Genomic DNA, 26,320 nt, shown 5'->3' with positions numbered 1-26,320 from the left:
CCGGTCAGGGCCCGGCGGTGAAGGCGACCCGGGTGCAGTGCCGGCCGGTGCGGACGGTGAGGCCGTGCTCGGGCAGGCCGGCCGGGTCGCCGCCGTCGGAGAGCCAGCAGGCGACGGCGGAGCCGAGCAGCAGGGGGTCGAGGACGGGCTCGGGGCTGCCGAAGTCGCGTGCGGCGTGGGCTTCGAGGAGTCGGCCGCCGGGCAGCCGGAGCAGGTGCCGGGCCGGGCCGAGGGCGGCCACCGCGACGGCGAGGCCGGGCAGTTCGAGGGCGGTGTCGGCGAGCCACTCGACGGCGGGGCGTTCGGCCCGGGCCTCGGTGCGGGCGAGGACTTCGGCGGTGTACCGCAGGGCGTCGCCCGGGTGGTCGTCGGTGAGGGCGTGGAAGCCGCGCGGGGTGTGGTCGTCGGGGTGGAAGGGGTAGCGCCGCAGGCTGACCTCCGTCCCCTCGCTCTTGCCCTCGACGTCGTACGCGCTGGGCCCTTCGCCGCCTCCGGGCCGGGGCGCGGGCTTGGGGTAGGGCGGCAGGACGGGTTCGCCGGCGGGCTCGTCGAGGCCGTCGAGGAAGGAGTAGAGCAGTGGGCGCAGCAGTCGGGCGGATTCGCCGCGGTGGGCGAGCGAGCGGTCGGTGATGGCGGTCAGGTCGGTGCGGTCGTCCGGGGTCCGGGCCAGGGCGAGTTCGAGTTGGGCGGCGAGGTCGCCGTCGGGGTCGAGGACGGGTGCGGCCTGGCCGAAGGCGTAGCTGGGGGACCGCGGGTCGAGTTCGGCGGCGCCGGTGGCGACGATCATCGTGGGCCGTCGCAGGGCGGCGCCGTAGAAGGAGACCGAGCCGTGGTCGCCGATCATGACGTCGGCGGCGACGAGGGCGGCCTGCCAGCCCTGGTGGGGCGGGACGAGGCGCAGGCCCATCCGCCGGGCGTCGTCGAGCAGGGCCGCCGGGTCGTGCCGGCTCCAGATGTTGGGGTGCAGCACGACGGCCACCGCGTACTCGTCGGCGGGCAGTCGGCGGACCAGCCGCTGCGGCAGGTCGGGGTGACGGCCGAATAACGAGTGCTCGCTCCAGGTGGAGTCGACGACGACGAGTCGGCGGCCGTCGACGGCGCCGAGGGCGGCGCGGTAGCCGTCGCGGGAGCGTCGGCTGCGCAGGATCCGGTCGAAGCACGGGTCGCCGACGACCTCGGCGACGTCCAGGGCCTCGGGGCAGGAGGCCCGCAGCCGGTCCAGCTGTTCGGGGTGGGAGAGGCCGAGGACGTCGACGAACACCTCTCCGCGGTGGGTGAGTTCGTTGCGGGAGAGGCCGGCGGAGCTGACCGCGTCGCCGGTGGACTCGGTGACCAGGCGGTTGTAGCCGGCACCGTGCGGGAGGACGACCAGGCGGGCGTCCAGCCGGTGCATGGAGGCGTGGACGGCGCAGGCGACGGCCAGGTCGAAGCGGTGGCGGACGGCGTCCTCCCAGTCCAGCACGGTGTAGCCGGGCAGGCCGTGGAGGTACTCGTCCAGGGCGCGGTCGGCGAAGGCGGAGCCGGGGTTGACGGTGAAGTACCGCTCGATGCCGTCCGGGTCGAGCAGGGTGAGGACGTCCAGGACCCGGGTCGCCGAGGTGAGGGTGCGGGCGACCGCCAGCACGCGGGCCTTGACCGGGCGGGTGTTCCAGCGGTCGGCGGGCCAGACGTGGGGGTGGGACGGCACATCGTGATCGTACTCACCCCGCCGCGCCCCCGGCGTGGTTTGCCGAGTGTCGGTCAGCCCGCCGCCGCGGCGGGCTCCTCGTGGTCGGCGGCGGCGCACTCGTCGAGGAGGGGGCGCAGGGCGTCGTCCACGAGCCGGTAGCGCACCACGCGTCCGTCCTTGTCGCCGGCGACCACGCCCGCCGTGCGGAGCAGTCGCAGGGCCTGGGAGACGGCCGGGTCGCGCATGCCGGTGGCGACCGCCAGGTCGCTGACGGCGAGCGGGCCGGCCCGGTGGAGGGCGAGCAGCAGGGCGAGCCGGCCGGGGTCGGAGAGCAGGGAGAACCGCTCGGCCCAGGTCCGGACGTGGGCGGTGTCCCCGATGGCGGCGATGGCCTCGCAGACCCGGTGTCCGTCGATGGTGCGGTGGCCCGCGCGGTCGGCCGGTACGAGATGCATGCGGACATTCTGGCAGCTCACGACCTGTGATCCTGGACACCTGCACAGGTGCGCAACCTTGCGAGGGTGTGGTCCTGCCCCTACGGTGTTCCCCGCCGTGGTGCTCGGGAAGACCGGTGACGGACCCTCAACAGGTCCCATTCCGGAGCGGCCCTCGCCACTGTGATCGGGGGACAGTCGTCCGGATCCACGTGCCACTGGGTGCTTCGTGCACCTGGGAAGGCGGGTCGGGAAGCCCCGTGAGCCAGGAGACCGGCCACGGCATCTCACGAAGTCATTCCACGAGGTGCTGGAGCGTGATCCGAAGATGACCCTGCCCGAAACCGCCGCGCCCGCCGAGGCGGGCCCCGCCCCCTCCGTACTGCCCACCTTCCGGTGGAAGCGCGAGGACACCCTCCGGACCGCCGGGTTGATGGGGGTGATCCTGGCCATGCACGTGGTGGCCTTCGGGACCCTCGTCTTCCTGGTCGCGCCGCACAACTACGCCGTCGGCACCCAGGTCTTCGGGGTGGGCCTGGGCATCACGGCCTACACCCTCGGCATGCGGCACGCCTTCGACGCCGACCACATCGCGGTGATCGACAACACCACCCGCAAGCTGATGGCGGACGGCAAGCGGCCGGTCTCGGTCGGCTTCTGGTTCGCGCTCGGCCACTCCTCGATGGTGGTCATCATGGCCGCCCTGGTGGCGGGCGGCGCCCAGCTGGCGAACACGCTGATGGACGACGACTCGGCCACCCACAAGTGGCTCGGGCTGGTCGGCACCACGGCCTCCGGGGCCTTCCTCTACCTGATCGGCGCGCTCAACCTGGCGGCGCTGCTCGGCATCCTCAAGGTGTTCCGCTCGATGCGGGCCGGGCAGTTCGACGAGTCGGAGCTGGAGGCGCACCTCGACTCGCGCGGCTTCATGGCCCGGATCCTGAACCGGGCGACCCGCTCGATCACCCGGCCCGGGCAGATGTTCCCGGTCGGCATGGTGCTGGGCCTGGGCTTCGACACCGCGACCGAGGTCACCCTGATGGTGATGGCCGGTTCGGGCGCGGCGGCCGGGCTGCCCTGGTACGCGATCGTCTGCCTGCCGCTGCTGTTCGCGGCCGGGATGAGCCTGTTCGACACCCTGGACGGGACGTTCATGAACTTCGCGTACCAGTGGGCCTTCTCCAACCCGGTGCGCAAGGTGTACTACAACCTGACCATCACCGGGCTGTCGATCGCGGTGGCCTTCATCATCGGCACCATCGAGCTGGTCGGCGTGCTGCACGAGAAGCTCGACCTGACCGACCCGGTGACCGGGTTCATCGCGGACATCTCGCTGGACAACGTCGGCTACGCGATCGCCGGGCTGTTCGTGGTGGTGTGGGCGATCGCCATCGCGTACTGGAAGCTGGCGGGCGTCGAGAAGCGCTGGACGCCCACGCAGCAGCAGTAGCGGTGGCGGCAGTGCCCGCGCGTCGCGAACGGCGCCTCCCCGAGCCGGGGAGGCGCCGTTCGCGTTCCGCCGTCAGTGCCGGTCGCCGTAGCGGCGGCGGAACTGCTCGACCCGGCCGGCGGTGTCGAGCACCCGGGACTGGCCGGTGTAGAAGGGGTGGCTCGCCGAGGAGATCTCGACGTCGATCACCGGGTAGGTGTTGCCGTCCTCCCACTCGACCGTGCGGTCACCGGTGACCGTGGAGCGGGTGAGGAAGGCGAGGCCGCCGACCTTGTCGCGGAAGACGACCGGGCGGTAGGCGGGGTGGATTCCGGGCTTCATGGCTGGGCTCCTCCGAGGGGGTTCGTGCGGTCAGCGCTCTTCGCGGAAGTCGACGTGCCGGCCCGCGACCGGGTCGTACTTGCGCAGGACCATCCGGTCCGGGTCGTTGCGGCGGTTCTTGCGGGTCACGTACGTGTAGCCGGTGCCGGCGGTGGAGCGGAGCTTGATCACGGGGCGCAGTTCGCTGCGGGCCATCGGGCGTCCTCCTGGGGTCTCGGGCCCGTGGACCCTCGGGGTCCGGGGGCCTCCGGGTGCGGGGTTCGCGGGGCTGGATCGGAACCGTACACCGAAATGGATGTCATTTTCATCTGGTGTAACGTGACCTCCGTCCTGCCCATTCCCGGACGCCAGGGAGCACCCATGTCCGCCCACTGCCGGCTCACCGGCCGCCGGCCCGGCTTCGGCAACGCGATCTCGCACTCGCACCGCCGCACCCCGCGCCGCTTCGACCCCAACATCCAGCGCAAGCGCTACTGGCTGCCCAGTGAGGGCCGGTACGTCCGGCTGGTGCTGAGCGCCAAGGGGATCAAGACCGTCGACACGATCGGCGTCGAGGCCGCCGTCGCCCGCATCCGCGCCCGAGGGTGGAAGGTCTGATGGCCAAGCAGAGCAAGATCGCCAAGAACGAGCAGCGGCGAGTGATCGTCGCCCGCTACGCCCAGCGCCGGGCCGAACTCAAGCGGCTCATCGCCCACCCCGGCACCGCCCCCGCCGAGCGCGCCGCCGCCCAGGCCGAACTCGCCCGCCAGCCCCGCGACGCGAGCCCCACCAGGGTCCGCAACCGCGATGCCGTCGACGGCCGGCCGCGCGGCTACCTGCGCGCCTTCGGCCTCTCCCGGGTCAACCTGCGCGTCCACGCCCACGCCGGACACCTGCCGGGCGTGCGCAAGGCGAGCTGGTGAGCGGCATGGACGGCACCAGGCTCCCGGTGGTGGTGGTCGCCGGGCTGCACCCGGACGAACGCCGGTCCGCCGTCGAGGAGTTGACGGCCGCCGCGGTGGACGCCGTGGTGCTGCGGCACGACCTGCGGGACGCCGCGCGCGGCCTGGTCCACCGCGAACTGCGGGACGCCGGCGGGGCGTTCGACACCGGCTCGGTCCCGCTGGTGAACGACTGCCCGTGCTGCGCCCTGCGCGAGGACCTGCTGCCCCGGCTGCTGGAACTCGCCGACGGCGGCCGGTACGGGCTCGCGGTGGTCGAACTCTGGGGCGGCAGCGACCCGCACCCCGCGGTCGAGGTGCTCGCCGGGGGCGAGGTGGACGGCCGCCCCCTGGCGGAGGCGATCGAACTCGCGGGCGTGGTCACCGCCGTCGACCCGGACCGGCTGGTCGGCGAACTCTCCGTGCCCGACGAGCTGGTGGAGCACGGGCAGCACACCGCCGCCCGGGACGAACGCACCCGCGCCGAGGCGCTCGCCCACCAGGTCGAGTACGCCACCACGCTCGCCGTGCCGCGCGCCACCGCGCACGCGCCGGGGCTCGCGCTGCTGCGCCAGCTCCACCCGACCGCCCGGGTGGTCCGGCTCGGCACCGGTGCGCTCGTCCGGGCCGCCCTCGGCGGCTTCGACGTGGCCGCCGCGCGCGACCGCGTCAACCCGGCGATCGCGCTGCTCCCCCAGGAGAGCGACGAGGCCGGGGTGAGCACCCTGGTCTGGGAGCGCCGCCGGCCGCTGCACCCGGAACGGCTGCACCGGGCCCTCGAACTGCTCGTCCCGGCCGCCCAGCGCAGCCGCGGCCGGTTCTGGCTCGCCAACCGGCCCGACCTGATGCTCGCCTGGGACGCGGCCGGGGCCAACCTCGCGGTCGAGGAGTGCGGGCCCTGGCTGATCGCCCTGCCCGACGCCGCCTGGGACCTCTACCCGCCGGCCCGCCGCGCCGCGGCCGCCCTCGACTGGCACCCCCTGCACGGGGACCGGGTGCAGCAGCTCAGCTTCACCGCGGAGGGGCTGGACGTCGACGGCCTCACCGAACTGCTCGACTCCTGCCTGCTCACCGACGCCGAACTCGCCGCCGGCGAACCCGGCTGGAAGGCCCTCCCGGACGGCTTCCGGGACCTCCTCGACCCCGTCCACCACTGACCGACCCCGCCCACCACCGCAAGGGAGCACCCGTGCGCAACCGCACCGCCGCGCCGAAGGCCCGGCCCAACCCGCTGGTCGCGGCCGGCATCGAGTACGTCGACTACAAGGACACCGACCTGCTGCGCCGCTTCGTCTCCGACCGCGGCAAGATCCGCAGCCGGCGGGTCACCCGGCTCACCGTCCAGCAGCAGCGGGCGGTGGCCCGGGCGGTCAAGAACGCCCGCGAGACGGCCCTCCTCCCGTACGCCTCCGGCACCACCCGTTAGCCCGGACCCGACGGCCCGGCACCACCCGACAGGAGCCCCCGATGGCAGTTCCCAAGCGCAGGACCTCGCGCAGCAACACCCGGCACCGCCGCGCCCAGTGGAAGGCGACCGGCCCGAAGCTCGTCCCGATCACCCTGAACGGCCGGGAGATGCTCGTCCCGCAGAACCTCGTCCCGGCCTACCGCCGGGGCCTGATCGACCCGGAGGGGAGGTGACGGCGGTCAGCGGGGAGTGCGCAGGGGCGCGCGGGGCGCAGTGGGGTGCCGGCGCATCCCTCGGGGGTGCTCGGCGGGCGGTTCGGGCCGGGGGTTCGTAGGCTCGACGCATGGCGGATGCGTACGCGGGGCGGCGGGAGCGGGTGAGGGAGCACTGCAGCGCGGCCGGCGCCGACGCGGCGCTGATCACCCGGGCGGCGAACGTGCGGTACCTGACGGGCTGCGCGCCCTGCGGGGCGACCCTGCTGCTGACCCGGGACCGGGTGCTGCTGACGCTCCCGGACGACCTGCCGCCGGACGACTCGGGGGAGCACCTGATCGCCGCGGACGTCACCCAGGTGCCGGTGGCGGCCGGGGCGGACACCGCCCTGGCGGCCGCCGCCACCGCGGACCGGCTGGGGGTGCGCGACCTGGCGGTCGAGGAGCACGACCTGACCGTCACCCGGCACCGGGCGGTCGCGGGCCTGCTGGAGGGCGGCCGGCTGGCGGACCTCGGCCAGGTGGTGGAGCGGCTGCGGGTGGTCAAGGACGAGCACGAGATCGCGGACCTGCGGATCGCCGCCGAGATCGCCGACCAGGCGCTGGGCGAGCTGCTGGAGTCGATCCTGGTCGGCCGGACCGAGCGGCACCTGGCGATGGAGCTGGAGCGCCGGATGATCGACCACGGAGCCGACCGGGCGGCCTTCCCGGTGTCGGTCGGCACCGGCAGCCACTCCGGCCAGCCCGCCCACCAGCCCACCGACCGCCGGGTGGAGGAGGGCGACTTCCTCACCGTGGTGATGGGCGCCCAGTACCGGGGCTACGGCGTCTCGACCGCCCGGACCTTCGTGATCGGAGCAGCTCCCGCGCCCTGGCAGGTCGAGCTGCACCGGCTGGTCTTCCGCGCCCAGCGGGCAGGTCGGGAGGCGCTCGGCCCGGGCGTCGAGCAGTGCGTGCCCGACCGGGTGGCCCGGCAGGTCCTGGAGGCGGCCGGGCACGCCGAGGCCTCTCCGCACCCGGTCGGCCACGGCATCGGGCTGGAGATCCGGGAGGCGCCGCGCCTCGGTCCGTCGGACATGGGTAAACTGGACAGCCGCGTGCCGGTCACCGTCGGTCCAGGGGTCCACCTCCCGGGCAAGGGCGGGGTCCGGATCGAGGACACGCTCGTGGTGCGCCCCCTCGAGGAGGGCGGGCCCGAGCTGCTCACCATCACCACCAAGGAGCTCCTCGCCCTGTGACGGCGGCCCCCGGGCCGGCGGCAGGACGCGAACCCTTGGTTCCTTGACAGCTATATCCAGGAGTAAGTGCGCCCGTGGCTTCCACGAACGATCTCAAGAACGGCATGGTCCTCAAGCTGGAGGGCGGCAAGCTCTGGTCCGTCGTCGAGTTCCAGCACGTCAAGCCCGGCAAGGGCCCGGCCTTCGTGCGTACGAAGCTCAAGGAGGTCCTGACGGGCAAGGTCGTCGACAAGACCTTCAACGCCGGCACCAAGGTCGAGACCGCCAACGTCGACAAGCGCGGCATGCAGTTCTCGTACAAGGACGGCGAGAACTTCGTGTTCATGGACATGGACACCTACGACCAGATCACGATCGAGCCGGCCGTCGTCGGTGACGCCGCGAACTACCTGCTGGAGGGCTTCGAGGCCCTCGTCGCCACCAACGAGGGTGCGGTGCTCTACATCGAGCTCCCGACCTCCGTCGAGCTCGTGATCTCCCACACCGAGCCGGGCGTGCAGGGCGACCGCTCCACCGGTGGCACCAAGCCGGCCACCCTGGAGACCGGTGCCGAGATCCAGGTCCCGCTCTTCGTCGTCACCGGCGAGAAGGTCAAGGTCGACACCCGCGACGGCAGCTACCTCGGCCGGGTGAAGTAAGTCCGTGTCGGCCGCACGTAGCAAGGCCCGTACCCGGGCCTTCCAGATCCTCTTCGAGGCCGACCACCGCGGGGTCGACCCGCAGCAGGTCCTTGCCGACTGGGTGGCGCGCGCCCGCGAGCCCAAGCCCGACGAGGGCACCCCGCAGGTGGGCGAGTACACCATGGAGCTGATCGAGGGGTACGTCCAGCACGCGCGTCGCATCGACGACCTGATCGAGCAGTACGCGGTGGGCTGGACCCTCGACCGGATGCCGATCGTGGACCGCAACGTCCTGCGGCTCGGCGCGTACGAGCTGATCTGGGAGGACGGCGTCCCGGACGCGGTCGTCCTGGACGAGTCCGTCGAGATCGCCAAGGAGTTCTCCACGGACGACTCCCCGGCCTTCGTCAACGGCATGCTGGCCCGCTTCCTGGAGCTGAAGCCGAGCATCCGCCGCTGATCGGTGCTGTTCGCAGACGGCCGCAGGCCCCCGGAACTCCGGGGCCTGCGGCCGTTCCGCGTTTCACCTGGTGGGCGTAGGGTGGGTGCTACTCGTCAGTAACTTCGCCGACGGCGCCGTCGGCGACCCGAAGGGCAGGCCACACCCATGAGCACCGCGACCCGCAGCGAGTTCGACCGGGGCATCGCCCTCACCAGACACCCCGAGGAGGCCGGCCGCTACGAGGCCGAGCTCGGCGCCGGCTGGCAGATCGGCGGCGGGGTCAACGGCGGGCTGCTGCTCGCGGTGGCCGGACACGCGCTGTCGCTGGAGCACGGGCAGCACCCCGACCCGGTGTCGATCAGCGGTTACTACCTGTCCGCCTCCACCCCGGGCCCGGCCACCGTCCGCACCGAGGTGCTGCGCACCGGTCGCGGGCTGTCCACCGGCACCGCCTCGCTCAGCCAGGACGGCGTCGAACGCCTGCGCGTGGTGGCCAGCCACGGCGACCTCGCCGCCGCCGACGGCGAGGTGCGCACCACCGCGACCCCGCCGCAGCTGCCGCCGCCGGACCAGTGCATCGGCGTCGAGCACGCCCCCAGGCAGCTGATCGAGCAGGCCGCCCTGCTGGAGCGCTTCGACCTGCGGCTCGACCCGGCCACCGTCGGCTGGGCGCTCGGCCAGCCCTCCGGCAACGGCCGGATCCAGGGCTGGTTCCGGCTCGCCGACGGCCGCGACCCCGACCCGCTGCTGCTCCTGCTGGTCGCCGACGCGCTCCCGCCGGTCACCTTCGACCTCGGCCTGCCGGGCTGGGCCCCGACCGTCGAGCTGACCGTCCACCTGCGGGCCAGGCCCGCCCCGGGCTGGCTGCGGGTGGTCCACTCCACCCGCAACGTGGCCGGCGGCTACTTCGAGGAGGACGCCGAGGTCTGGGACGAGGCCGGACGCCTGGTCGCCCAGTCCCGGCAGCTGGCCCGGGTGCCGCGCTGAGGCCGCGACGACCCCTATTACCGGTGGTTACATTTCCGTGACACGCCGTACGTGTGTGGCGCGCGGAACTGGGGAGTAACACGGTCAGCGGCGAGCCCCGCCGCTGACCGTCACCGTACCGTTCGACGGCCCCCAGCAGATGTCAGGAGCCACCGATGACCAGCCGCAAGGGCCGCGCCCGCCGCAACTCCGACTGCACCGCCGGCGGCCTGCGCCCCGCGCTGCGGGCGCCGCACCGGCCGCGGCGGGTCGAGGGGGCCGAGCAGGCGTTCGTCCTCGGTGTGCTCACCAATGCCGCGGACTTCGCGCGGGCCCGGGCCTGGGGCGTGTGCGACGCCCCCGACTACGAGCGCTACCTGGCCGACACTGCGGAGCTGCTGGCCGACGCGCTGGAGCGGTTCGAGACCGTCCGGGCCCGGATGTTCCACCCGCAGGACTTCGAGGAGTTCTGCCTGCTGCACGGCCTGGACCCGGCCGAGTCCGCCGCCCGCGACCGCTACCTGGTCAACCCGCCGTTGCAGACCCAGCTGCTGCCCTACCAGGGCGAGGAACTGGCCGGGGACTTCGTGCCGCGACTGGTCCGGGCCCGGGAGAACGGGCTGACGCTCTGCCACGCCGACCTGCTGCTCGACGGCGGGCTGTACGGGGGCGCGGGGGAGACCGACGAGGAGCACGCGCGCTGGGTGCGGGCCGCCTACCAGCGCGGCGGCGAGGTGTTCCGCCGGATGCTGGTGGGCGCGGGCGCCGGGGTGTACGAGCTGCGCCTGCGGGTGGACGCGCCGGGCGGGCGGCTGGCCGCGGCGGCCCGGGTCCTGCAGTGGGAGGACGGCGTGGCGCGGATCAACGACGAGGACCTGGAGCTGGTCTGCGCGGTGCTGTGCGCCGGGCTGGCGCTGGAGCTGCCGGGCGTCGCGGTGCTGCACGGCTCGCAGGGGTCGGCGGCCTCCGGCGGAGCCGCCGAGAGGGCCCGCGGGGGAGCCGCTGGTGGGTCCCGCGGCGGAGCCGCTGACGGATGCTTCCTGCCCGCCGCCTGGGCGTGGTCGAGCAGCGGCCCGGACTGGGCGCCGGCCGCCCGCCCGGTGCGGCTGGACGGCGTGGCGGCGCAGCCGGGCTACAGCCTGGGCACGGTCTGCTGAGCCGGTGACCGCCCGGCACGCCGCGGCGCGGCCCCCGGAAACCGGGGGCCGCGCCGTGACGTTTCTGCAAGCCGTTGCAGGCCGAGGCCCGCTTTTCCGGCGGAGCCGGAGCGCGAGCGTCAGCTCGCGTCCTCCTCGCGCACCGCGCGGCGCGCGTCGGGGTTGAGCACGCCCCAGGAGATCAGCTGCTCGGTGAGGATCGACGGCGACTGGTCGTAGATCACGGCCAGCGTGCGCAGGTCGTCCTGGCGGATCGAGAGGACCTTGCCGTTGTAGTCGCCGCGCTGGCTCTGGATGGTCGCCGCGTAGCGCTGTAGCGGACCGGCCTTCTCGGACGGCACCTGGGTCAGTCTCTCCAGGTCGAGGACCAGGCGCGGCGGCGGCTCGGCCGCGCCGCCGGGGGTGCCTCCGGGCAGCAGTTCCTGCACCGGCACGCCGTAGAACTCGGCGAGCTCGGCCAGCCGCTGCACGGTGACCGCACGGTCGCCGCGCTCGTACGAGCCGACGACGACTGCCTTCCAGCGCCCCTGGGACTTCTCCTCGACACCGTGCAGGGAGAGCCCCTGCTGAGTGCGGATCGCTCGGAGCTTGCCTCCGAGCTGCTTCGCGTAGTCGCTGGACATTGATCTCCCCGGACGAGATTGCTTCGCGTTCAGTGGTGGGTCACGGGCGTTGCCGGCGTCGTTACCGGTGGGTTCGACGCCTGTCTCGTAACTCACTGTGAGGTTACGTAGAGTAAGGTAGTTGCGTCAAGCCGAATGGGGCAGTCGTGCGAATGGCCCGCATCATCGGCGCATCCGGTGCGTGAACCCGGAGAAGCGGAATGATGGAGGTCCGTTTGCCGTGCGGCGCGCTGATAGGATGACCCGAAGCCCACGCCCGGTCGGCGGGGGCGCAGTCCCAGACATCCTTTAAGGCCCGTCCAGTGAGGCGGGGAAGGAGGTCCGCTTCGGCATGACCACACATCAGGAACCCACGCCGCGACCGCCGCACCAGGTGCTGGACGGCACGGACATCGCCCGGGTCGTCACCCGGATAGCGCACGAGATCGTCGAGCGCGCCAAGGGCGCGGAGGACGTCGTGCTGCTCGGCATCCACACCAGGGGCGTCCACCTCGCCCGCCGCCTGCACGGCCGGCTGGCCCAGATCACCGGGCGCGAGATCCCGCTGGGCACCCTGGACATCACCATGTACCGGGACGACCTGCGGTTGAAGCCCGCCCGCGCCCTGGAGCACACCGAGATCCCGCCCGGCGGCATCGACGGCAAGCTGGTCATCCTCGTCGACGACGTGCTGTTCTCCGGCCGCACCATCCGCGCCGCGCTGGACGCGCTGAACGACATCGGCCGCCCGCGCGCCGTGCAGCTCGCCGTCCTGGTCGACCGCGGCCACCGCGAGCTGCCGATCCGGGCGGACTACGTGGGCAAGAACCTCCCCACCTCGCTGCGCGAGGCCGTGCAGGTCCGCCTGGCCGACACCGACGGCGTGGACGCCGTGCTGGTCGGCGACCGCGACCACGCCGCCCGCAGCTTGCAGGCCATGGCCTCCCAGCCCACCGAACCGCACCTCCCGGAGTAGCCGCGTGAAGCGCCACCTCGTCTCCGCCGCCGATCTCAGCCGCGACGACGCGCTGCTGATCCTGGACACCGCCGAGGAGCTCGCCCAGCTCTCCGGCCGGGCCGTCAAGAAGCTGCCCACGCTGCGCGGCCGCACCGTCGTCAACCTCTTCTTCGAGGACTCCACCCGCACCAAGACCTCCTTCGAGGCCGCCGAGAAGCGACTGTCCGCGGACGTCATCAACTTCTCCGCCAAGGGCTCCTCGGTCTCCAAGGGCGAGAGCCTCAAGGACACCGCGCTCACCCTCCAGGCGATGGGGGCCGACGCGGTCGTCATCCGCCACCACGCCTCGGGCGCGCCGGCCCGGCTGGCCCAGTCCGACTGGCTGCACGGCAGCGTGATCAACGCCGGTGACGGCACCCACGAGCACCCCACCCAGGCCCTGCTCGACGCCTTCACCATGCGCCGCCACCTCAACGCCGGCCTGGGCAACGACCTGGCCGGGCGCCGGGTCACCATCGTCGGCGACATCCTGCACAGCCGGGTCGCCCGCTCCAACGTGCACCTGCTGACCACCCTCGGCGCCCAGGTGACCTTCGTCGCCCCGCCGACCCTGCTGCCGATCGGCATCGAGAACTGGCCCTGCGAGGTCAGCTACGACCTCGACAGCGTGCTGCCCAAGACCGACGCGCTGATGATGCTGCGGGTGCAGCGCGAGCGGATGAACGCCGCGTTCTTCCCGACCGAGCGCGAGTACAGCCGCCGCTACGGCATGAACGGCCTCCGGATGGCCCAGCTGCCCGGGCACGCCATCGTGATGCACCCCGGCCCGATGGTCCGCGGCATGGAGATCACCGCCGAGGTCGCCGACTCGCCGCGCTGCACCGTGGTCGAGCAGGTCGCCAACGGCGTCTCCGTCCGGATGGCCGTCCTGTACCTGCTGCTCGGCGGGGCCACCCTCGCAGACACCGCCGCCGCCCCCCGCACCGACTCCGTGGAGACCGCCCAGTGACCAGCTACCTGATCCGCAACGCCAAGATCCTGGGCGGCGCCCCGCAGGACCTCCACCTCGCCGACGGCGTCGTCCAGGAGATCGGCACCGGCCTGGCGGTCGAGGCGGACATCGAGATCGACGCCACCGGCATGATCGTCCTGCCCGGCCTGGTCGACCTGCACACCCACCTGCGCGAGCCCGGCCGCGAGGACGCCGAGACGGTGCTCACCGGCACCCGGGCCGCCGCGATGGGCGGCTTCACCGCCGTGCACGCGATGGCCAACACCACCCCGGTGGCCGACACCGCGGGCGTGGTCGAGCAGGTCTGGCGGCTCGGCCAGGAGGCCGGCTACTGCGACGTGCAGCCGGTCGGCGCCGTCACCGTCGGCCTGGGCGGCAAGAAGCTCGCCGAGCTCGGCGCGATGCACGAGTCCGCGGCCGGCGTCCGGGTCTTCTCCGACGACGGCAAGTGCGTGGACGACGCGGTGCTGATGCGCCGCGCCCTGGAGTACGTCAAGGCCTTCGACGGCGTCGTCGCCCAGCACGCCCAGGAGCCGCGGCTGACCGAGGGCGCCCAGATGAACGAGGGCCAGGTCTCCGGCGAGCTCGGGCTCGGCGGCTGGCCGGCCGTCGCCGAGGAGTCGATCATCGCCCGCGACGTGCTGCTCGCCGCGCACGTCGGCTCCCGGCTGCACGTCTGCCACCTCTCCACGGCCGGCTCGGTCGAGATCGTCCGCTGGGCCAAGTCCAAGGGCTGGGACGTCACCGCCGAGGTGACCCCGCACCACCTGCTGCTCACCGACGAACTGGTCCGCTCCTACGACCCGGTGTACAAGGTGAATCCGCCGCTGCGCACCGCCGAGGACGTCCAGGCGCTGCGCAAGGCGCTGGCCGACGGCACCATCGACGCCGTCGCCACCGACCACGCGCCGCACCCGGCCGAGGACAAGGACTGCGAGTGGGCCGTGGCCGCGATGGGCATGGTCGGCCTGGAGACCGCGCTGTCGGTCGTCCAGCAGACCATGGTCGACACCGGCCTGCTGAACTGGGAGGGCGTCGCCGACCGGATGTCGCACCGCCCGGCCCGGATCGGCCGTCTCACCGGGCACGGCCGGCCGATCTCGGTGGGTGAGCCCGCCAACCTGGTGCTCTTCGATCCCGCGTACCGTGGGGCCGTGAACCCCGAGAGCTTCGCCACCCGCAGCCGCAACACCCCCTACAAGGGCATGGACCTGCCCGGACGGGTGCACGCCACCTTCCTGCGCGGCCGCGCCACCGTGCTGGCCGGCGAGCCGGCCGAGCAGGGCGGCCTGGCGTGACCGGCTACGCGTCGCTGGCCAGGGAGCAGGCGAGGGTCACCGACTGGCCGGACTACATCGGCTGGGCGGTCGGACTGATGCTCGTCATCGGCCTGATCTACTGGCTGATGCGCCAGGGCTGGAACTGGCGCCGGACCCTGCAGTCCGGGATCCCGCCGCTGCCCGCCGTGCCGGCCCGCGCCGGACGCACCATCCTGGAGACCAGCGGGCGGTACCACGGCAGCACCACCGCCGGGAACTGGCTCGACCGGGTCGTCGCGCACGGCCTGGGCACCCGCAGCCGGGCCGACCTCACCCTCGGCACGGACGGGCTGCTGGTGCAGCGCCCCGGCGACGTCGACTTCTGGATCCCGGCCGAGCACCTCACCGGTGCCCGGACGGACTCCGGGATCGCCGGGAAGGTCGTCCCCTCCGGACTGCTGGTCGTCACCTGGGCCCACGAGGGCACCGAGCTGGACTCCGGCTTCCGGGCCGACCACCCCGACGAGCACGCCGCCTGGGTCGAGGCGATCAACGAGCTCGCAACACGTACCACGAAGACGAAGAAGACGGAAGAGGCCGCGCAATGACCGCACCTGCCCCCACCACGCAGCGCCAACGGCGGGAGCGCATCCCGGCCGTGCTCGTCCTGGAGGACGGCCGGACCTTCCGCGGCCAGGCCTACGGCGCGACCGGCGAGACCTTCGGCGAGGCGGTCTTCAACACCGGCATGTCCGGCTACCAGGAGACCCTCACCGACCCGTCGTACCACCGCCAGGTGGTCGTGATGACCGCGCCGCAGATCGGCAACACCGGCTGGAACGACGAGGACGACGAGTCCAAGCAGATCTGGGTCGCCGGCTACGTCGTGCGCGACCCCGCCCGGGTGGCCTCCAACTGGCGCTCCCGCCGCTCGCTGGACGAGGAGCTGACCCGCCAGGGCGTCGTCGGCATCAGCGGCATCGACACTCGCGCGCTGACCCGCCACCTGCGCGAGCGCGGCGCGATGCGCTGCGGGATCTTCTCCGGCGAGGCGCTGGCCGACCCGGCCGCCCTGCTCGCCCGGGTGCAGCAGTCGCCCGAGATGAAGGGCGCCGACCTGTGCGCCGAGGTCGCCACCACCGAGCCGTACATCGTGCCCGCCGTCGGTGAGAAGAAGTTCACCGTCGCCGCGCTGGACCTCGGCATCAAGGCGATGACCCCGCAGCGGATGGCCGAGCGCGGCATCGAGGTGCACGTGCTGCCCGCCAACTCCACCCTGGAGGACGTCTACGCCGTCAACCCGGACGGCGTCTTCTTCTCCAACGGCCCGGGCGACCCGGCCACCGCCGACCACCAGGTCGCCGTCGCGCAGGGCGTGCTGGAGCGGGCGACCCCGTTCTTCGGGATCTGCTTCGGCAACCAGATCCTCGGCCGCGCCCTCGGCTTCGGCACCTACAAGCTCAAGTACGGCCACCGCGGCATCAACCAGCCGGTGCAGGACCGCACCACCGGCAAGGTCGAGGTGACCGCCCACAACCACGGCTTCGCCGTGAACGCGCCGCTGGACAAGGTGAGCGACACCCCCTACGGGCGGGTCGAGGTCTCCCACGTCTGCCTCAACGACGACGTGGTCGAGGGCCTCCAGGCACTCGACGTCCCCGCCTTCAGCGTGCAGTACCACCCCGAAGCGGCCGCCGGCCCGCACGACGCCGCCTACCTGTTCGACCGCTTCGTGAAGCTCATGGAGGGCCAGCGTGCCTAAGCGCAGTGACATCAAGTCCGTCCTGGTGATCGGCTCCGGCCCGATCGTCATCGGCCAGGCCGCCGAGTTCGACTACTCGGGCACCCAGGCCTGCCGCGTCCTCAAGGCCGAGGGCCTGCGGGTCGTGCTGGTCAACTCCAACCCGGCCACGATCATGACCGACCCGGAGATCGCCGACGCCACCTACGTCGAGCCGATCACCCCGGACTTCGTCGAGAAGATCATCGCCAAGGAGCGCCCCGACGCGCTGCTGCCGACCCTGGGCGGCCAGACCGCGCTCAACACCGCGATCTCGCTGCACAGCGCCGGCACGCTGGAGAAGTACGGCGTCGAGCTGATCGGCGCCGACGTCGTGGCGATCAACAAGGGCGAGGACCGCGAGCTGTTCAAGGGCGTCGTCGAGGCCGTCAAGGCCAAGATCGGCCACGGCGAGTCCGCCCGCTCGGTCATCTGCCACACCATGGACGAGGTGCTGGCCGGCGTCGACACGCTCGGCGGCTACCCGGTCGTGGTGCGCCCCTCCTTCACCATGGGCGGCGCCGGCTCCGGCTTCGCCCACCACGAGGAGGACCTGCGCCGGATCGCCGGCCAGGGCCTGGCCCTCTCGCCGACCACCGAGGTGCTCCTGGAGGAGTCCATCCTCGGCTGGAAGGAGTACGAGCTGGAGCTGATGCGCGACAAGAACGACAACGTCGTGGTCGTCTGCTCCATCGAGAACTTCGACCCGATGGGCGTGCACACCGGTGACTCGATCACCGTCGCCCCGGCGATGACCCTCACCGACCGCGAGTACCAGATCCTGCGCGACATCGGCATCGCCGTGATCCGCGAGGTCGGCGTCGACACCGGCGGCTGCAACATCCAGTTCGCCGTCAACCCCGACGACGGCCGGGTCATCGTCATCGAGATGAACCCGCGCGTCTCCCGCTCCTCGGCGCTCGCCTCCAAGGCCACCGGCTTCCCGATCGCCAAGATCGCCGCCAAGCTGGCCGTCGGCTACACCCTGGACGAGATCCCCAACGACATCACCGAGCAGACCCCGGCCTCCTTCGAGCCGACCCTCGACTACGTCGTGGTGAAGGTCCCGCGGTTCGCGTTCGAGAAGTTCCCGAGCGCCGACGCCACGCTGACCACCACCATGAAGTCGGTCGGCGAGGCCATGGCCATGGGCCGCAACTTCCCCGAGGCGCTGCAGAAGGCGCTGCGCTCGCTGGAGAAGAAGGGCTCCCAGTTCACCTGGACGAGCCCGCTCGGCGAGAAGACCGAGCTGCTGGTCAAGGCCACCGTGCCGACCGACGGCCGGATCAACACCGTGATGGACGCCATCCGGGCCGGCGCCACCCCGGAGGAGGTCTTCGAGTACACGAAGATCGACCCGTGGTTCGTCGACCAGCTCTTCCTGCTGGACGAGATCGCCGGCGAGCTGGCCGAGGCCGAGGAGCTCACCCCCGAGCTGCTGCGCCACGCCAAGCGGCACGGTTTCTCCGACCAGCAGATCGGCGAGATCCGCGGCCTGCGCCCGGACGTCGTCCGCGAGGTGCGCCACGCGCTCGGCATCCGCCCGGTGTTCAAGACCGTCGACACCTGCGCCGCCGAGTTCGCCGCCAAGACCCCGTACTTCTACTCGTCCTACGACGAGGAGAGCGAGGTCGCCCCGCGCACCAAGCCGGCCGTGATCATCCTCGGCTCGGGCCCCAACCGCATCGGCCAGGGCATCGAGTTCGACTACTCCTGCGTGCACGCCTCCTTCGCGCTGGCCGAGGCCGGGTTCGAGACCGTCATGGTCAACTGCAACCCGGAGACCGTCTCCACCGACTACGACACCTCCGACCGGCTCTACTTCGAGCCGCTCACCCTGGAGGACGTGCTGGAGATCGTCCACGCCGAGCAGCAGGCCGGTCCGCTGGCCGGTGTGATCGTCCAGCTCGGCGGCCAGACCCCGCTCGGCCTGGCCCAGGCGCTCAAGGACAACGGCGTGCCGATCGTCGGCACCCAGCCCGAGGCGATCGACCTCGCCGAGGAGCGCGGCGCCTTCGGCCGCGTGCTGCGCGACGCCGGACTGCCCGCCCCCAAGCACGGCACCGCCTTCTCCTTCGCGGAGGCCAAGGCGATCGCCGACGAGATCGGCTACCCCGTCCTGGCCCGCCCGTCCTACGTGCTCGGCGGCCGCGGCATGGAGATCGTCTACGACGAGGCCTCGCTCGCGTCCTACCTGGAGCGGCACGCCGGTCTGATCTCCGAGCACCCGGTGCTGATCGACCGCTTCCTGGACGACGCGGTGGAGATCGACGTCGACGCGCTCTACGACGGCACCGAGCTCTACCTCGGCGGCGTCATGGAGCACATCGAGGAGGCCGGCATCCACTCCGGCGACTCCGCCTGCGCGCTGCCCCCGATCACCCTCGGCGGCTACGACATCAAGCGCCTGCGCACCTCCACCGAGGCCATCGCGCGCGGTGTCGGCGTCCGCGGCCTGATCAACATCCAGTTCGCGCTGGCCGGGGACATCCTCTACGTGCTGGAGGCCAACCCGCGCGCCTCCCGCACCGTCCCCTTCACCTCCAAGGCGACCGCGGTGCCGCTGGCCAAGGCCGCCGCCCGGGTCTCGCTCGGCGCCACCATCGCCGAGCTGCGCGCCGAGGGCCTGCTCCCCGCCGAGGGCGACGGCGGCACCCTGCCGGCCGACGCGCCGATCGCGGTCAAGGAGGCCGTGATGCCGTGGAGCCGCTTCCGCGACATCCACGGCCGCGGCGTGGACACCGTGCTCGGCCCGGAGATGCGCTCGACCGGTGAGGTCATGGGCATCGACAAGGTCTTCGGCACCGCCTACGCCAAGGCCCAGGCCGGCGCCTACGGCGCGCTGCCGACCAAGGGCAAGGTCTTCGTCTCGGTCGCCAACCGGGACAAGCGCAACCTGGTCTTCCCGGCCCGGGCGCTGGTCGGCCTCGGCTTCGAGGTGCTCGCCACCGCCGGCACCGCCGAGGTGCTCCAGCGCGGCGGCATCCCGTCCACGCTGGTGCGCAAGCACAGCGAGGGCGAGGGCCCGAACGGTGAGAAGACCATCGTCCAGCTGATCCACGACGGCGAGGTCGACCTGATCATCAACACGCCGTACGGCACCGGCGGGCGCCTGGACGGCTACGAGATCCGCACCGCGGCGGTCTCCCGCGGGGTGCCCTGCCTGACCACCGTCCAGGCGATGGGCGCGGCCGTCCAGGGCATGGACGCGCTGCTGCGCGACGAGGTCGGAGTGATGTCGCTCCAGGAGCACGCCGAGCTGATCAACGCCGGCCGCAAGTAGCACCACCGCAGTGGGGGGCACCGGAGCCGGATTGGTGCCCCCCACTCGTATGCCCTGATCCCGCTGCTGCCTTCGGAGTTGATCCCGCTTTGTACAAGTTCCTGTTCGACCTCGTGTTCAAGAGGATGGACCCCGAGAAGGCCCACCACCTGGCCTTCTTCTGGATCCGCCTCGCCTCCTCGGTGCCCGGCCTGCGCACCCTGGTGCGGCTGGTGCTCGCCCCGCGCGACCGGGCGCTGCGCACCCGGGCCCTCGGCCTCGACCTGCCCGGCCCGTTCGGGCTCGCGGCCGGCTTCGACAAGAACGGCGTCGGCATCGACGGCCTGGCCATGCTCGGCTTCGACTACGTCGAGATCGGCACCATCACCGGGGAGGCCCAGCCCGGCAACCCGGCGCCCCGGCTGTTCCGCCTGGTCGAGGACCGCGCGCTGATCAACCGGATGGGCTTCAACAACCAGGGCTCGGCCCGGGTCGCGGCCCGGCTGGCGGCCCGCCCGCACACCAGCTCCACCCCGGTGATCGGCGTCAACATCGGCAAGACCAAGGTGGTCGAGGAGGCCGACGCCGTCGCCGACTACGTCAAGTCGACCGAGCGGCTGGCCAAGTACGCCGACTACCTGGTGGTCAACGTCAGCTCCCCGAACACCCCCGGGCTGCGCAACCTCCAGGCCGTCGACCACCTGCGCCCGCTGCTCGCCGCCGTGCGCGAGGCCGCCGACCGCGCCACCGCGCACCACGTGCCGCTGCTGGTCAAGATCGCCCCGGACCTGGCCGACGAGGACGTCGACGCCGTCGCCGACCTCGCCCTGGAGCTGGGCCTGGACGGCATCATCGCCACCAACACCACGATCGGCCGCGGCGGCCTGCTCGCCGACCCGCAGCGGGTCGAGGAGATCGGCATGGGCGGCCTGTCCGGCGCCCCGCTCAAGGCCCGCGCCCTGGAGGTCCTCCAGCGGCTGCGCGCCCGCACCGGCGGCCGGCTGACCCTGGTCTCGGTCGGCGGCGTGGAGACCGCCGAGGACGCCTGGCAGCGGATCATCCACGGCGCCGACCTGGTGCAGGGCTACAGCGCCTTCATCTACGAGGGTCCGTTCTGGTGCCGCCGGATCCACAAGGGCCTCTCCGCCCGGATCCGGGCCGCGGGCTTCCGCGACCTCGCCGCGGCCGTCGGCAGCGCCGTCCGCGGCGCCTGAACCCCCTGACCGGTCTCGCAGCAGGCCGTACCACCCCTGGAAAGGACGACATGACCCTCGCCCCGTTCGGCGCCCGGCTGCGCCAGGCCCTCGACACCCGCGGCCAGCTCTGCGTCGGCATCGACCCGCACGCCTCCCTGCTCTCCGCCTGGGGGCTCGGCGACGACCTCGCGGGGCTGGAGACGTTCAGCCGCACCGTGGTGGAGGCCCTGGCCGACCGCGTCGCGGTGCTCAAGCCGCAGGCCGCCTTCTTCGAGCGCTTCGGCAGCAAGGGCGTCGCGGTGCTGGAGAAGGCCGTCGAGGAGGCCCGGGCGGCCGGCGCGCTGGTGCTGATGGACGCCAAGCGCGGCGACATCGGCTCCACCATGGCCGCCTACGCGGAGGCCTTCCTGTCGCCGAGCAGCCCGCTGTTCTCGGACGCCGTCACGGTCAGCCCGTACCTGGGCTTCGGGTCGCTGCGCCCGGCCCTCGACCTGGCCCGCGAGCAGGGCTGCGGGGTGTTCGCGCTGGCGCTCACCTCCAACCCGGAGGGCGCCGAGGTGCAGCGCGCCGTCGGGGCGGACGGCGAGCCGGTCGCGGCCTCCGTGCTGCGCCAGCTGGCGGCGGAGAACGCGGACGCCGCGCCGCTGGGCTCCTTCGGCGCGGTGGTCGGCGCGACGCTGGCCGACGCGGGCGTGGACCTGGCCATCAACGGCCCGCTGCTGGCCCCCGGGATCGGCGCCCAGGGCGCGACCATGGCGGACCTGCCGCGGGTGTTCGGCGCCTCGGTGATCAACGTGGTGCCGAGCGTCAGCCGGGACGTGCTCAAGCACGGGCCGTCGGTTCCGGCGCTGCGGGCGGCGGCGGAGCGCTTCGTCGGCGAGTTCGCGGACGCCGTCAAGTAGGCACCGGCGGACGCCGTCAAGTGGCCGGAGCAGTCCGGCCGGTGGGGCCGCGGTAGCCGATCGGTGACCGTGCGCAGTGTCCGCAGGACGGCGGGGCGGCACCGGAGTTGACGTGAGCGCCGTCACATCGAGCCCGCCAAAGTCTCGCAATCGCGGTCATTTTGCCCTGGAAAGTCCTGGTCGGCCTTGGCTGACCAGGACTTTTCGTGTTCTTTTCCTGACGCGGCGCCGCAATCCGGGTAGTGTCCGGCGATAGGTCATCGGCGAGCCGCGAACCCGTAGCTCCCGCAGGTCAGGGCCCTGTGGTTCCCCATTGGGCTCCCCTTGCGGACGGTGTCCTAGGTACCGAACCAGTCATAGCTCAATCCCTTCCTTCCACACCCTGAGGTGAACGGCGTGGCTCTTCCGCCCCTTACCCCTGAACAGCGCACCGCCGCGCTCGCCAAGGCCGCCGAGGCTCGCCGGGAGCGCGCCGAGGTCAAGAACCGGCTCAAGCACTCCGGCGCCTCCCTGCACGAGGTGATCAAGGCCGGCAAGAATGACAACGACGTCATCGGCAAGATGAAGGTCTCGGCCCTGCTGGAGTCCCTTCCGGGCGTCGGCAAGGTTCGTGCCAAGCAGATCATGGAGCGCCTCGGCATCAGCGAGAGCCGCCGTGTCCGCGGTCTCGGAACGAACCAGATCGCCTCCCTGGAGCGGGAGTTCGGCGGTGGCGCCGCCTGACCGTGCCCCCGTGGTCCCAGGATCGTCCGCGATCCGGGATAATCGGTGCATGAGTGAGCGTCCGCGGCTGACCGTGCTCTCCGGCCCCTCGGGGGTCGGCAAGAGCACGGTCGTCGCTCATATGAGGAAGATGTACCCCGAGGTCTGGCTCTCGGTGTCGGCCACCACCCGTCACCCGAGGCCCGGCGAGAAGAACGGGGTCCAGTACCACTTCGTCGACAACGACGAGTTCGACAAGCTGATCGCCAACGGCGAGCTGCTGGAATGGGCCGAGTTCGCGGGGAACCGCTACGGCACCCCGCGCGCGGCGGTGCTGGAGAAGCTGGAGCGCGGTGAGCCCGTCCTGCTGGAGATCGACCTCCAGGGCGCCCGCCAGGTGCGCGAGTCGATGCCCGACGCCCAGCTGGTCTTCCTGGCTCCGCCGAGCTGGGACGAGCTGGTCCGTCGGCTGACCGGCCGGGGCACCGAGCCGCAGGACGTGATCGAGCGGCGGCTGGAGGCGGCCACGATCGAGCTCGCGGCCGAGACCGAGTTCGACACAACCCTTGTCAACACCTCCGTCGAGCAGGTAGCGGCCGAACTGCTAGCCTTGCTCGGTGTAGCCTGACCTGTCAGTCTTTTCCACCCTTTCGGAAGGTTTTCGCGTGTCCTCTTCCATGACCGCGCCCGAGGGCATCATCAACCCGCCGATCGACGAGCTGCTTGAGGCCACCGACTCGAAGTACAGCCTCGTGATCTACGCCGCCAAGCGCGCGCGCCAGATCAACGCTTACTACTCCCAGCTCGGCGAGGGCCTGCTGGAGTACGTCGGCCCGCTGGTCGACACCCACGTGCACGAGAAGCCGCTGTCGATCGCGCTGCGCGAGATCAACGCCGGCATGCTGACCGCCGAGGCGGTCGAGGGCGCCGCCTGAGGCAGCCCCGCAACTTCCCCGGAGGGCCGGGCGGAATTCTTCCGCCGGGCCCTCCGGCGTTTTCCGGTAGGGGTCGCCGGGCCCTCCGGCGTTCTCCGCTCGCCGTCTCCCGGTCGGGGTGGGGCACGGTGCGAGTGATCGTCGAGGGGTCGTAGGGTGGGCGGGTTCCCGATCTGTCGGGTGCCCGATGCGGAGAAAGGCCGGTAGATGAGCGCGAGTGCGGACGCCCCCCGCGTGGTCCTCGGTGTCAGCGGCGGGATCGCCGCCTACAAGGCGTGCGAGCTGCTGCGCCGGTTCACCGAGTCCGGCCACCAGGTCACCGTGGTGCCCACCGCGGCGGCGCTGCACTTCGTCGGCGAGGCCACCTGGGCCGCGCTCTCCGGCCGCCCGGCCGCCACCGAGACCTGGGAGCGCGTGCACGAGGTGCCGCACGTGCGGATCGGCCAGCAGGCCGACCTGGTGGTGGTCGCCCCCGCCACCGCCGACCTGATCGCCAAGGCCGCCCACGGGCTCGCCGACGACCTGCTCACCAACACCCTGCTCACCGCCCGCTGCCCGGTCGTGGTGGCGCCCGCGATGCACACAGAGATGTGGGAGCACCCCGCCACCCGGGAGAACGTCGCCACCCTGCGCCGCCGCGGCGTGATCGTGCTGGAGCCGGCCGTCGGGCGGCTGACCGGCAAGGACACCGGCAAGGGGCGGCTGCCCGAGCCCGGCGCGATCTTCGAGGCCTGCCGGGCCGTGCTGCGCCGCGGCGGGGCGGTGCCGACCGACCTGGCCGGCCGGCACCTGGTGGTCTCGGCCGGCGGCACCCGGGAGCCGCTGGACCCGGTGCGCTACCTCGGCAACCGCTCCTCCGGCAAGCAGGGCTACGCGCTCGCCGTGACCGCCGCGGCCCGCGGGGCGCGGGTGACCCTCGTCTCGGCCAACGCCGAGCTGCCCGACCCGGCCGGGGTGGACGTGGTGCACGTCTCGACCGCGCTGGAGCTGCGCGAGGCGGCGCTGGCGGCGGCCGCGGACGCGGACGCCGTGGTGATGGCCGCGGCGGTGGCGGACTTCCGGCCCGCCGAGTACGCCACCGGCAAGATCAAGAAGGTCGACGGGGTCGAGCCGGCGCCGGTCGCGCTGGTCCGCAATCCCGACGTGCTGGCCGAGCTGTCGGCGCACCGCCCCCGTTCGGGCCAACTGGTGGTGGGTTTCGCGGCGGAGACCGACGACGTGCTCGCCAACGGCCGCGCCAAGCTCGCCCGGAAGGGGTGCGACCTGCTGGTGGTCAACGAGGTGGGCGACGGCAAGGCCTTCGGGCAGGACGTCAACGAGGCCGTGGTACTGGGCGCGGACGGCAGCGAGACCCCCGTACCGGTGGGCCCCAAGGAGGTGCTCGCGGACGTGGTCTGGGATCTGGTGGCAAAGCGGCTGGAATCGGGTCGGAACTGATCGATTCCCGCTCGATTCCCGATGGATTCCCGCTCGAGAACGTTCTTGATTTCCGGAAGCGGGTGACGTTCGGCGGAAGCAGCCGGTTAGACTCCAGGAATCAAGTCTTTCCGGATGTCCCCGGTTCGCCGGGGGCCTTCAGTCAGCAGCCGCTGCAACCCCAGGGAGCGCTGTGTCTCGCCGCCTGTTCACCTCGGAGTCCGTGACCGAGGGACACCCCGACAAGATCGCTGACCAGATCAGCGACACCATCCTTGACGCTCTCCTGCGGGAGGACCCGACCTCCCGGGTCGCCGTGGAGACGCTCATCACGACCGGCCAGGTGCACGTGGCCGGCGAGGTGACCACCAAGGCGTACGCCCCGATCGCCCAGCTCGTCCGGGACAAGATCCTGGAGATCGGCTACGACAGCTCCAAGAAGGGCTTCGACGGCGCCTCCTGCGGCGTGTCGGTGTCCATCGGTGCCCAGTCGCCCGACATCGCGCAGGGTGTCGACACCGCGTACGAGGCCCGGGTCGAGGGCGACGAGGACGACCTGGACAAGCAGGGCGCCGGCGACCAGGGCCTGATGTTCGGCTACGCGTCGGACGAGACGCCCGAGCTGATGCCGCTGCCGATCACCCTGGCGCACCGCCTCTCCCGCCGCCTCACCGAGGTGCGCAAGAACGGGACCATCCCGTACCTGCGCCCCGACGGCAAGACCCAGGTCACCATCGAGTACGACGGCGACAAGGCCGTCCGCCTCGACACCGTGGTCGTCTCCACCCAGCACGCCAGTGACATCGACCTGGAGTCGCTGCTCACCCCGGACATCCGCGAGTTCGTCGTGGAGCCGGAGCTCAAGGCGCTGGCCGACCAGGGCATCAAGCTGACCACCGAGGGCTACCGCCTGCTGGTCAACCCGACCGGCCGCTTCGAGATCGGCGGCCCGATGGGCGACGCCGGCCTCACCGGCCGCAAGATCATCATCGACACCTACGGCGGCATGGCCCGCCACGGTGGCGGCGCCTTCTCGGGCAAGGACCCGTCCAAGGTGGACCGCTCGGCCGCGTACGCGATGCGCTGGGTGGCGAAGAACATCGTCGCCGCCGGCCTCGCCCGCCGCGCCGAGGTGCAGGTCGCGTACGCGATCGGCAAGGCCGAGCCGGTCGGCCTGTTCGTGGAGACCTTCGGCACCGAGACCGTTCCGGTCCTCAGCATCCAGAAGGCCGTCTCCGAGGTCTTCGACCTGCGCCCGGCCGCGATCATCCGCGACCTGGACCTGCTGCGCCCGATCTACTCCCAGACCGCCGCGTACGGCCACTTCGGCCGTGAGCTGCCGGACTTCACCTGGGAGCGCACCGACCGCGTGGAGCAGCTCAAGGCTGCCGTCCAGGACTGACGTCCCGGCTCTGCCGAGCGGCGCCCACCCCTGTTGCGGGGTGGGCGCCGCTCCGCT

General features: G+C 72.4%; 29 protein-coding genes and 1 riboswitch. Of the genes, 24 read left to right on the top strand and 5 right to left on the bottom strand.

The genetic code is table 11. The features are described 5' to 3' along the window. Positions 1 to 4: 4 nt before the first annotated feature. Together ACFC1T_RS18870 and ACFC1T_RS18865 are read right to left on the bottom strand one after the other, a co-directional pair. Positions 5 to 1,687, bottom strand: a complete 1,683-nt coding sequence (locus tag ACFC1T_RS18870) for a hypothetical protein (RefSeq protein WP_375889965.1) — start codon at positions 1,685 to 1,687, stop codon at positions 5 to 7. A gap of 53 nt (positions 1,688 to 1,740) precedes the next feature. Continuing rightward, positions 1,741 to 2,124, bottom strand: coding sequence for an ArsR/SmtB family transcription factor (locus ACFC1T_RS18865; RefSeq protein WP_375889963.1), 384 nt, complete (start codon positions 2,122 to 2,124; stop codon positions 1,741 to 1,743). An 81-nt stretch (positions 2,125 to 2,205) separates the two neighbouring features. Further along, a riboswitch (cobalamin riboswitch) is annotated at positions 2,206 to 2,400 on the top strand. A gap of 31 nt (positions 2,401 to 2,431) precedes the next feature. Here ACFC1T_RS18865 and ACFC1T_RS18860 point away from each other — a divergent pair. Beyond that, positions 2,432 to 3,553 (top strand): HoxN/HupN/NixA family nickel/cobalt transporter, encoded by a 1,122-nt coding sequence (locus ACFC1T_RS18860; RefSeq protein ID WP_375889961.1) that lies wholly within the window; start codon positions 2,432 to 2,434, stop codon positions 3,551 to 3,553. A 72-nt stretch (positions 3,554 to 3,625) separates the two neighbouring features. On the opposite strand, the gene ACFC1T_RS18855 is transcribed toward ACFC1T_RS18860, so the two are convergent. After that, positions 3,626 to 3,874: a type B 50S ribosomal protein L31 gene (locus ACFC1T_RS18855; RefSeq protein ID WP_375889960.1), complete on the bottom strand. Its 249-nt coding sequence runs from the start codon at positions 3,872 to 3,874 to the stop codon at positions 3,626 to 3,628. A 30-nt stretch (positions 3,875 to 3,904) separates the two neighbouring features. After that, positions 3,905 to 4,069: a 50S ribosomal protein L33 gene (rpmG, locus tag ACFC1T_RS18850; protein WP_350508653.1), complete on the bottom strand. Its 165-nt coding sequence runs from the start codon at positions 4,067 to 4,069 to the stop codon at positions 3,905 to 3,907. A 165-nt stretch (positions 4,070 to 4,234) separates the two neighbouring features. On the opposite strand from rpmG, the gene rpmB reads away from it, so the two are divergent. The 10 genes from rpmB to ACFC1T_RS18800 all read left to right on the top strand — a co-directional run bounded on the left by rpmB (position 4,235) and on the right by ACFC1T_RS18800 (position 10,837). Further along, a complete protein-coding gene (gene rpmB, locus ACFC1T_RS18845) occupies positions 4,235 to 4,471 on the top strand; it encodes a 50S ribosomal protein L28 (RefSeq protein ID WP_375889957.1) in 237 nt (78 codons plus the stop codon). Next, positions 4,471 to 4,776, top strand: a complete 306-nt coding sequence (rpsN, locus tag ACFC1T_RS18840) for a 30S ribosomal protein S14 (protein WP_375889956.1) — start codon at positions 4,471 to 4,473, stop codon at positions 4,774 to 4,776. Before rpmB ends, rpsN begins: the two co-directional genes overlap by 1 nt. Positions 4,777 to 4,781: 5 nt before the next feature. Beyond that, complete coding sequence (locus ACFC1T_RS18835) at positions 4,782 to 5,951, top strand: CobW family GTP-binding protein (protein ID WP_375890058.1); 1,170 nt, start codon at positions 4,782 to 4,784, stop codon at positions 5,949 to 5,951. A 32-nt stretch (positions 5,952 to 5,983) separates the two neighbouring features. Further along, positions 5,984 to 6,220 (top strand): 30S ribosomal protein S18, encoded by a 237-nt coding sequence (gene rpsR / locus ACFC1T_RS18830; protein WP_375889954.1) that lies wholly within the window; start codon positions 5,984 to 5,986, stop codon positions 6,218 to 6,220. A gap of 41 nt (positions 6,221 to 6,261) precedes the next feature. Next, the gene (gene rpmF / locus ACFC1T_RS18825) at positions 6,262 to 6,435 is read left to right on the top strand and encodes a 50S ribosomal protein L32 (RefSeq protein ID WP_375889952.1); all 174 of its coding nucleotides are present in this window, start codon (positions 6,262 to 6,264) and stop codon (positions 6,433 to 6,435) included. 110 nt (positions 6,436 to 6,545) lie between these two features. Beyond that, complete coding sequence (locus tag ACFC1T_RS18820; RefSeq protein WP_375889951.1) at positions 6,546 to 7,652, top strand: aminopeptidase P family protein; 1,107 nt, start codon at positions 6,546 to 6,548, stop codon at positions 7,650 to 7,652. 74 nt (positions 7,653 to 7,726) lie between these two features. Further along, positions 7,727 to 8,290, top strand: coding sequence for an elongation factor P (efp, locus tag ACFC1T_RS18815; protein ID WP_375889949.1), 564 nt, complete (start codon positions 7,727 to 7,729; stop codon positions 8,288 to 8,290). 4 nt (positions 8,291 to 8,294) lie between these two features. Continuing rightward, positions 8,295 to 8,732 (top strand): transcription antitermination factor NusB, encoded by a 438-nt coding sequence (gene nusB / locus ACFC1T_RS18810; protein WP_350508646.1) that lies wholly within the window; start codon positions 8,295 to 8,297, stop codon positions 8,730 to 8,732. A 147-nt stretch (positions 8,733 to 8,879) separates the two neighbouring features. Beyond that, positions 8,880 to 9,701: a thioesterase family protein gene (locus tag ACFC1T_RS18805; RefSeq protein WP_375889947.1), complete on the top strand. Its 822-nt coding sequence runs from the start codon at positions 8,880 to 8,882 to the stop codon at positions 9,699 to 9,701. 155 nt (positions 9,702 to 9,856) lie between these two features. Then, positions 9,857 to 10,837: a hypothetical protein gene (locus tag ACFC1T_RS18800; RefSeq protein WP_375889945.1), complete on the top strand. Its 981-nt coding sequence runs from the start codon at positions 9,857 to 9,859 to the stop codon at positions 10,835 to 10,837. Between the two features lie 119 nt (positions 10,838 to 10,956). Here ACFC1T_RS18800 and ACFC1T_RS18795 read toward each other — a convergent pair whose 3' ends face one another. Further along, complete coding sequence (locus ACFC1T_RS18795) at positions 10,957 to 11,460, bottom strand: transcriptional regulator (protein ID WP_030056198.1); 504 nt, start codon at positions 11,458 to 11,460, stop codon at positions 10,957 to 10,959. A gap of 331 nt (positions 11,461 to 11,791) precedes the next feature. Here ACFC1T_RS18795 and pyrR point away from each other — a divergent pair, with 331 nt between their 5' ends. The 13 genes from pyrR (at position 11,792) to metK (ending at position 26,263) form a co-directional block, all read left to right on the top strand. Beyond that, complete coding sequence (gene pyrR / locus ACFC1T_RS18790) at positions 11,792 to 12,415, top strand: bifunctional pyr operon transcriptional regulator/uracil phosphoribosyltransferase PyrR (RefSeq protein WP_375889943.1); 624 nt, start codon at positions 11,792 to 11,794, stop codon at positions 12,413 to 12,415. Between the two features lie 4 nt (positions 12,416 to 12,419). Beyond that, positions 12,420 to 13,406, top strand: a complete 987-nt coding sequence (locus ACFC1T_RS18785) for an aspartate carbamoyltransferase catalytic subunit (protein WP_375889941.1) — start codon at positions 12,420 to 12,422, stop codon at positions 13,404 to 13,406. After that, the gene (locus tag ACFC1T_RS18780) at positions 13,403 to 14,707 is read left to right on the top strand and encodes a dihydroorotase (RefSeq protein ID WP_375889939.1); all 1,305 of its coding nucleotides are present in this window, start codon (positions 13,403 to 13,405) and stop codon (positions 14,705 to 14,707) included. Before ACFC1T_RS18785 ends, ACFC1T_RS18780 begins: the two co-directional genes overlap by 4 nt. Next, on the top strand, positions 14,704 to 15,276 hold the full coding sequence (locus ACFC1T_RS18775; protein ID WP_375889937.1) for a hypothetical protein: 573 nt from the start codon (positions 14,704 to 14,706) through the stop codon (positions 15,274 to 15,276). Before ACFC1T_RS18780 ends, ACFC1T_RS18775 begins: the two co-directional genes overlap by 4 nt. Then, positions 15,273 to 16,430 (top strand): glutamine-hydrolyzing carbamoyl-phosphate synthase small subunit, encoded by a 1,158-nt coding sequence (gene carA / locus ACFC1T_RS18770; protein ID WP_375889935.1) that lies wholly within the window; start codon positions 15,273 to 15,275, stop codon positions 16,428 to 16,430. The genes ACFC1T_RS18775 and carA overlap by 4 nt, the downstream gene beginning before the upstream one ends. Next, the gene (gene carB / locus ACFC1T_RS18765; RefSeq protein WP_375889933.1) at positions 16,423 to 19,731 is read left to right on the top strand and encodes a carbamoyl-phosphate synthase large subunit; all 3,309 of its coding nucleotides are present in this window, start codon (positions 16,423 to 16,425) and stop codon (positions 19,729 to 19,731) included. The genes carA and carB overlap by 8 nt, the downstream gene beginning before the upstream one ends. A gap of 89 nt (positions 19,732 to 19,820) precedes the next feature. Then, positions 19,821 to 20,924: a quinone-dependent dihydroorotate dehydrogenase gene (locus ACFC1T_RS18760; RefSeq protein ID WP_375889931.1), complete on the top strand. Its 1,104-nt coding sequence runs from the start codon at positions 19,821 to 19,823 to the stop codon at positions 20,922 to 20,924. 50 nt (positions 20,925 to 20,974) lie between these two features. Then, entirely contained in the window at positions 20,975 to 21,808 is an 834-nt protein-coding gene (pyrF, locus tag ACFC1T_RS18755; RefSeq protein WP_375889930.1) for an orotidine-5'-phosphate decarboxylase, read from the top strand. 396 nt (positions 21,809 to 22,204) lie between these two features. Beyond that, positions 22,205 to 22,531: an integration host factor, actinobacterial type gene (gene mihF, locus ACFC1T_RS18750; RefSeq protein WP_030290269.1), complete on the top strand. Its 327-nt coding sequence runs from the start codon at positions 22,205 to 22,207 to the stop codon at positions 22,529 to 22,531. Between the two features lie 49 nt (positions 22,532 to 22,580). Beyond that, positions 22,581 to 23,138, top strand: a complete 558-nt coding sequence (gmk, locus tag ACFC1T_RS18745; RefSeq protein WP_375889928.1) for a guanylate kinase — start codon at positions 22,581 to 22,583, stop codon at positions 23,136 to 23,138. A gap of 37 nt (positions 23,139 to 23,175) precedes the next feature. Next, on the top strand, positions 23,176 to 23,445 hold the full coding sequence (gene rpoZ, locus ACFC1T_RS18740) for a DNA-directed RNA polymerase subunit omega (protein ID WP_188297240.1): 270 nt from the start codon (positions 23,176 to 23,178) through the stop codon (positions 23,443 to 23,445). A gap of 207 nt (positions 23,446 to 23,652) precedes the next feature. After that, complete coding sequence (gene coaBC / locus ACFC1T_RS18735) at positions 23,653 to 24,882, top strand: bifunctional phosphopantothenoylcysteine decarboxylase/phosphopantothenate--cysteine ligase CoaBC (protein WP_375889926.1); 1,230 nt, start codon at positions 23,653 to 23,655, stop codon at positions 24,880 to 24,882. 172 nt (positions 24,883 to 25,054) lie between these two features. Further along, positions 25,055 to 26,263, top strand: a complete 1,209-nt coding sequence (metK, locus tag ACFC1T_RS18730; RefSeq protein WP_375889924.1) for a methionine adenosyltransferase — start codon at positions 25,055 to 25,057, stop codon at positions 26,261 to 26,263. Positions 26,264 to 26,320 lie beyond the last annotated feature (57 nt).

The organism is Kitasatospora sp. NPDC056076 (genome assembly GCF_042266305.1).
In the GTDB taxonomy this organism is placed as follows: Bacteria; Actinomycetota; Actinomycetes; order Streptomycetales; family Streptomycetaceae; genus Kitasatospora.
The sequence above is the reverse complement of the archived record's forward strand: the minus strand, read 5'-3'. Positions and strand labels throughout refer to the sequence as shown.

Coding starts and splice junctions, on each gene's coding strand:
- ACFC1T_RS18865 (WP_375889963.1), bottom strand. CDS start 2,124: ATGCATCTCGTACCGGCCGACCGCGCGGGCCACCGCACCATCGACGGA.
- ACFC1T_RS18860 (WP_375889961.1), top strand. CDS start 2,432: ATGACCCTGCCCGAAACCGCCGCGCCCGCCGAGGCGGGCCCCGCCCCC.
- ACFC1T_RS18855 (WP_375889960.1), bottom strand. CDS start 3,874: ATGAAGCCCGGAATCCACCCCGCCTACCGCCCGGTCGTCTTCCGCGAC.
- rpmG (WP_350508653.1), bottom strand. CDS start 4,069: ATGGCCCGCAGCGAACTGCGCCCCGTGATCAAGCTCCGCTCCACCGCC.
- rpmB (WP_375889957.1), top strand. CDS start 4,235: ATGTCCGCCCACTGCCGGCTCACCGGCCGCCGGCCCGGCTTCGGCAAC.
- rpsN (WP_375889956.1), top strand. CDS start 4,471: ATGGCCAAGCAGAGCAAGATCGCCAAGAACGAGCAGCGGCGAGTGATC.
- ACFC1T_RS18835 (WP_375890058.1), top strand. CDS start 4,782: ATGGACGGCACCAGGCTCCCGGTGGTGGTGGTCGCCGGGCTGCACCCG.
- rpmF (WP_375889952.1), top strand. CDS start 6,262: ATGGCAGTTCCCAAGCGCAGGACCTCGCGCAGCAACACCCGGCACCGC.
- ACFC1T_RS18820 (WP_375889951.1), top strand. CDS start 6,546: ATGGCGGATGCGTACGCGGGGCGGCGGGAGCGGGTGAGGGAGCACTGC.
- ACFC1T_RS18805 (WP_375889947.1), top strand. CDS start 8,880: ATGAGCACCGCGACCCGCAGCGAGTTCGACCGGGGCATCGCCCTCACC.
- ACFC1T_RS18800 (WP_375889945.1), top strand. CDS start 9,857: ATGACCAGCCGCAAGGGCCGCGCCCGCCGCAACTCCGACTGCACCGCC.
- ACFC1T_RS18795 (WP_030056198.1), bottom strand. CDS start 11,460: ATGTCCAGCGACTACGCGAAGCAGCTCGGAGGCAAGCTCCGAGCGATC.
- pyrR (WP_375889943.1), top strand. CDS start 11,792: ATGACCACACATCAGGAACCCACGCCGCGACCGCCGCACCAGGTGCTG.
- carA (WP_375889935.1), top strand. CDS start 15,273: ATGACCGCACCTGCCCCCACCACGCAGCGCCAACGGCGGGAGCGCATC.
- pyrF (WP_375889930.1), top strand. CDS start 20,975: ATGACCCTCGCCCCGTTCGGCGCCCGGCTGCGCCAGGCCCTCGACACC.
- gmk (WP_375889928.1), top strand. CDS start 22,581: ATGAGTGAGCGTCCGCGGCTGACCGTGCTCTCCGGCCCCTCGGGGGTC.
- coaBC (WP_375889926.1), top strand. CDS start 23,653: ATGAGCGCGAGTGCGGACGCCCCCCGCGTGGTCCTCGGTGTCAGCGGC.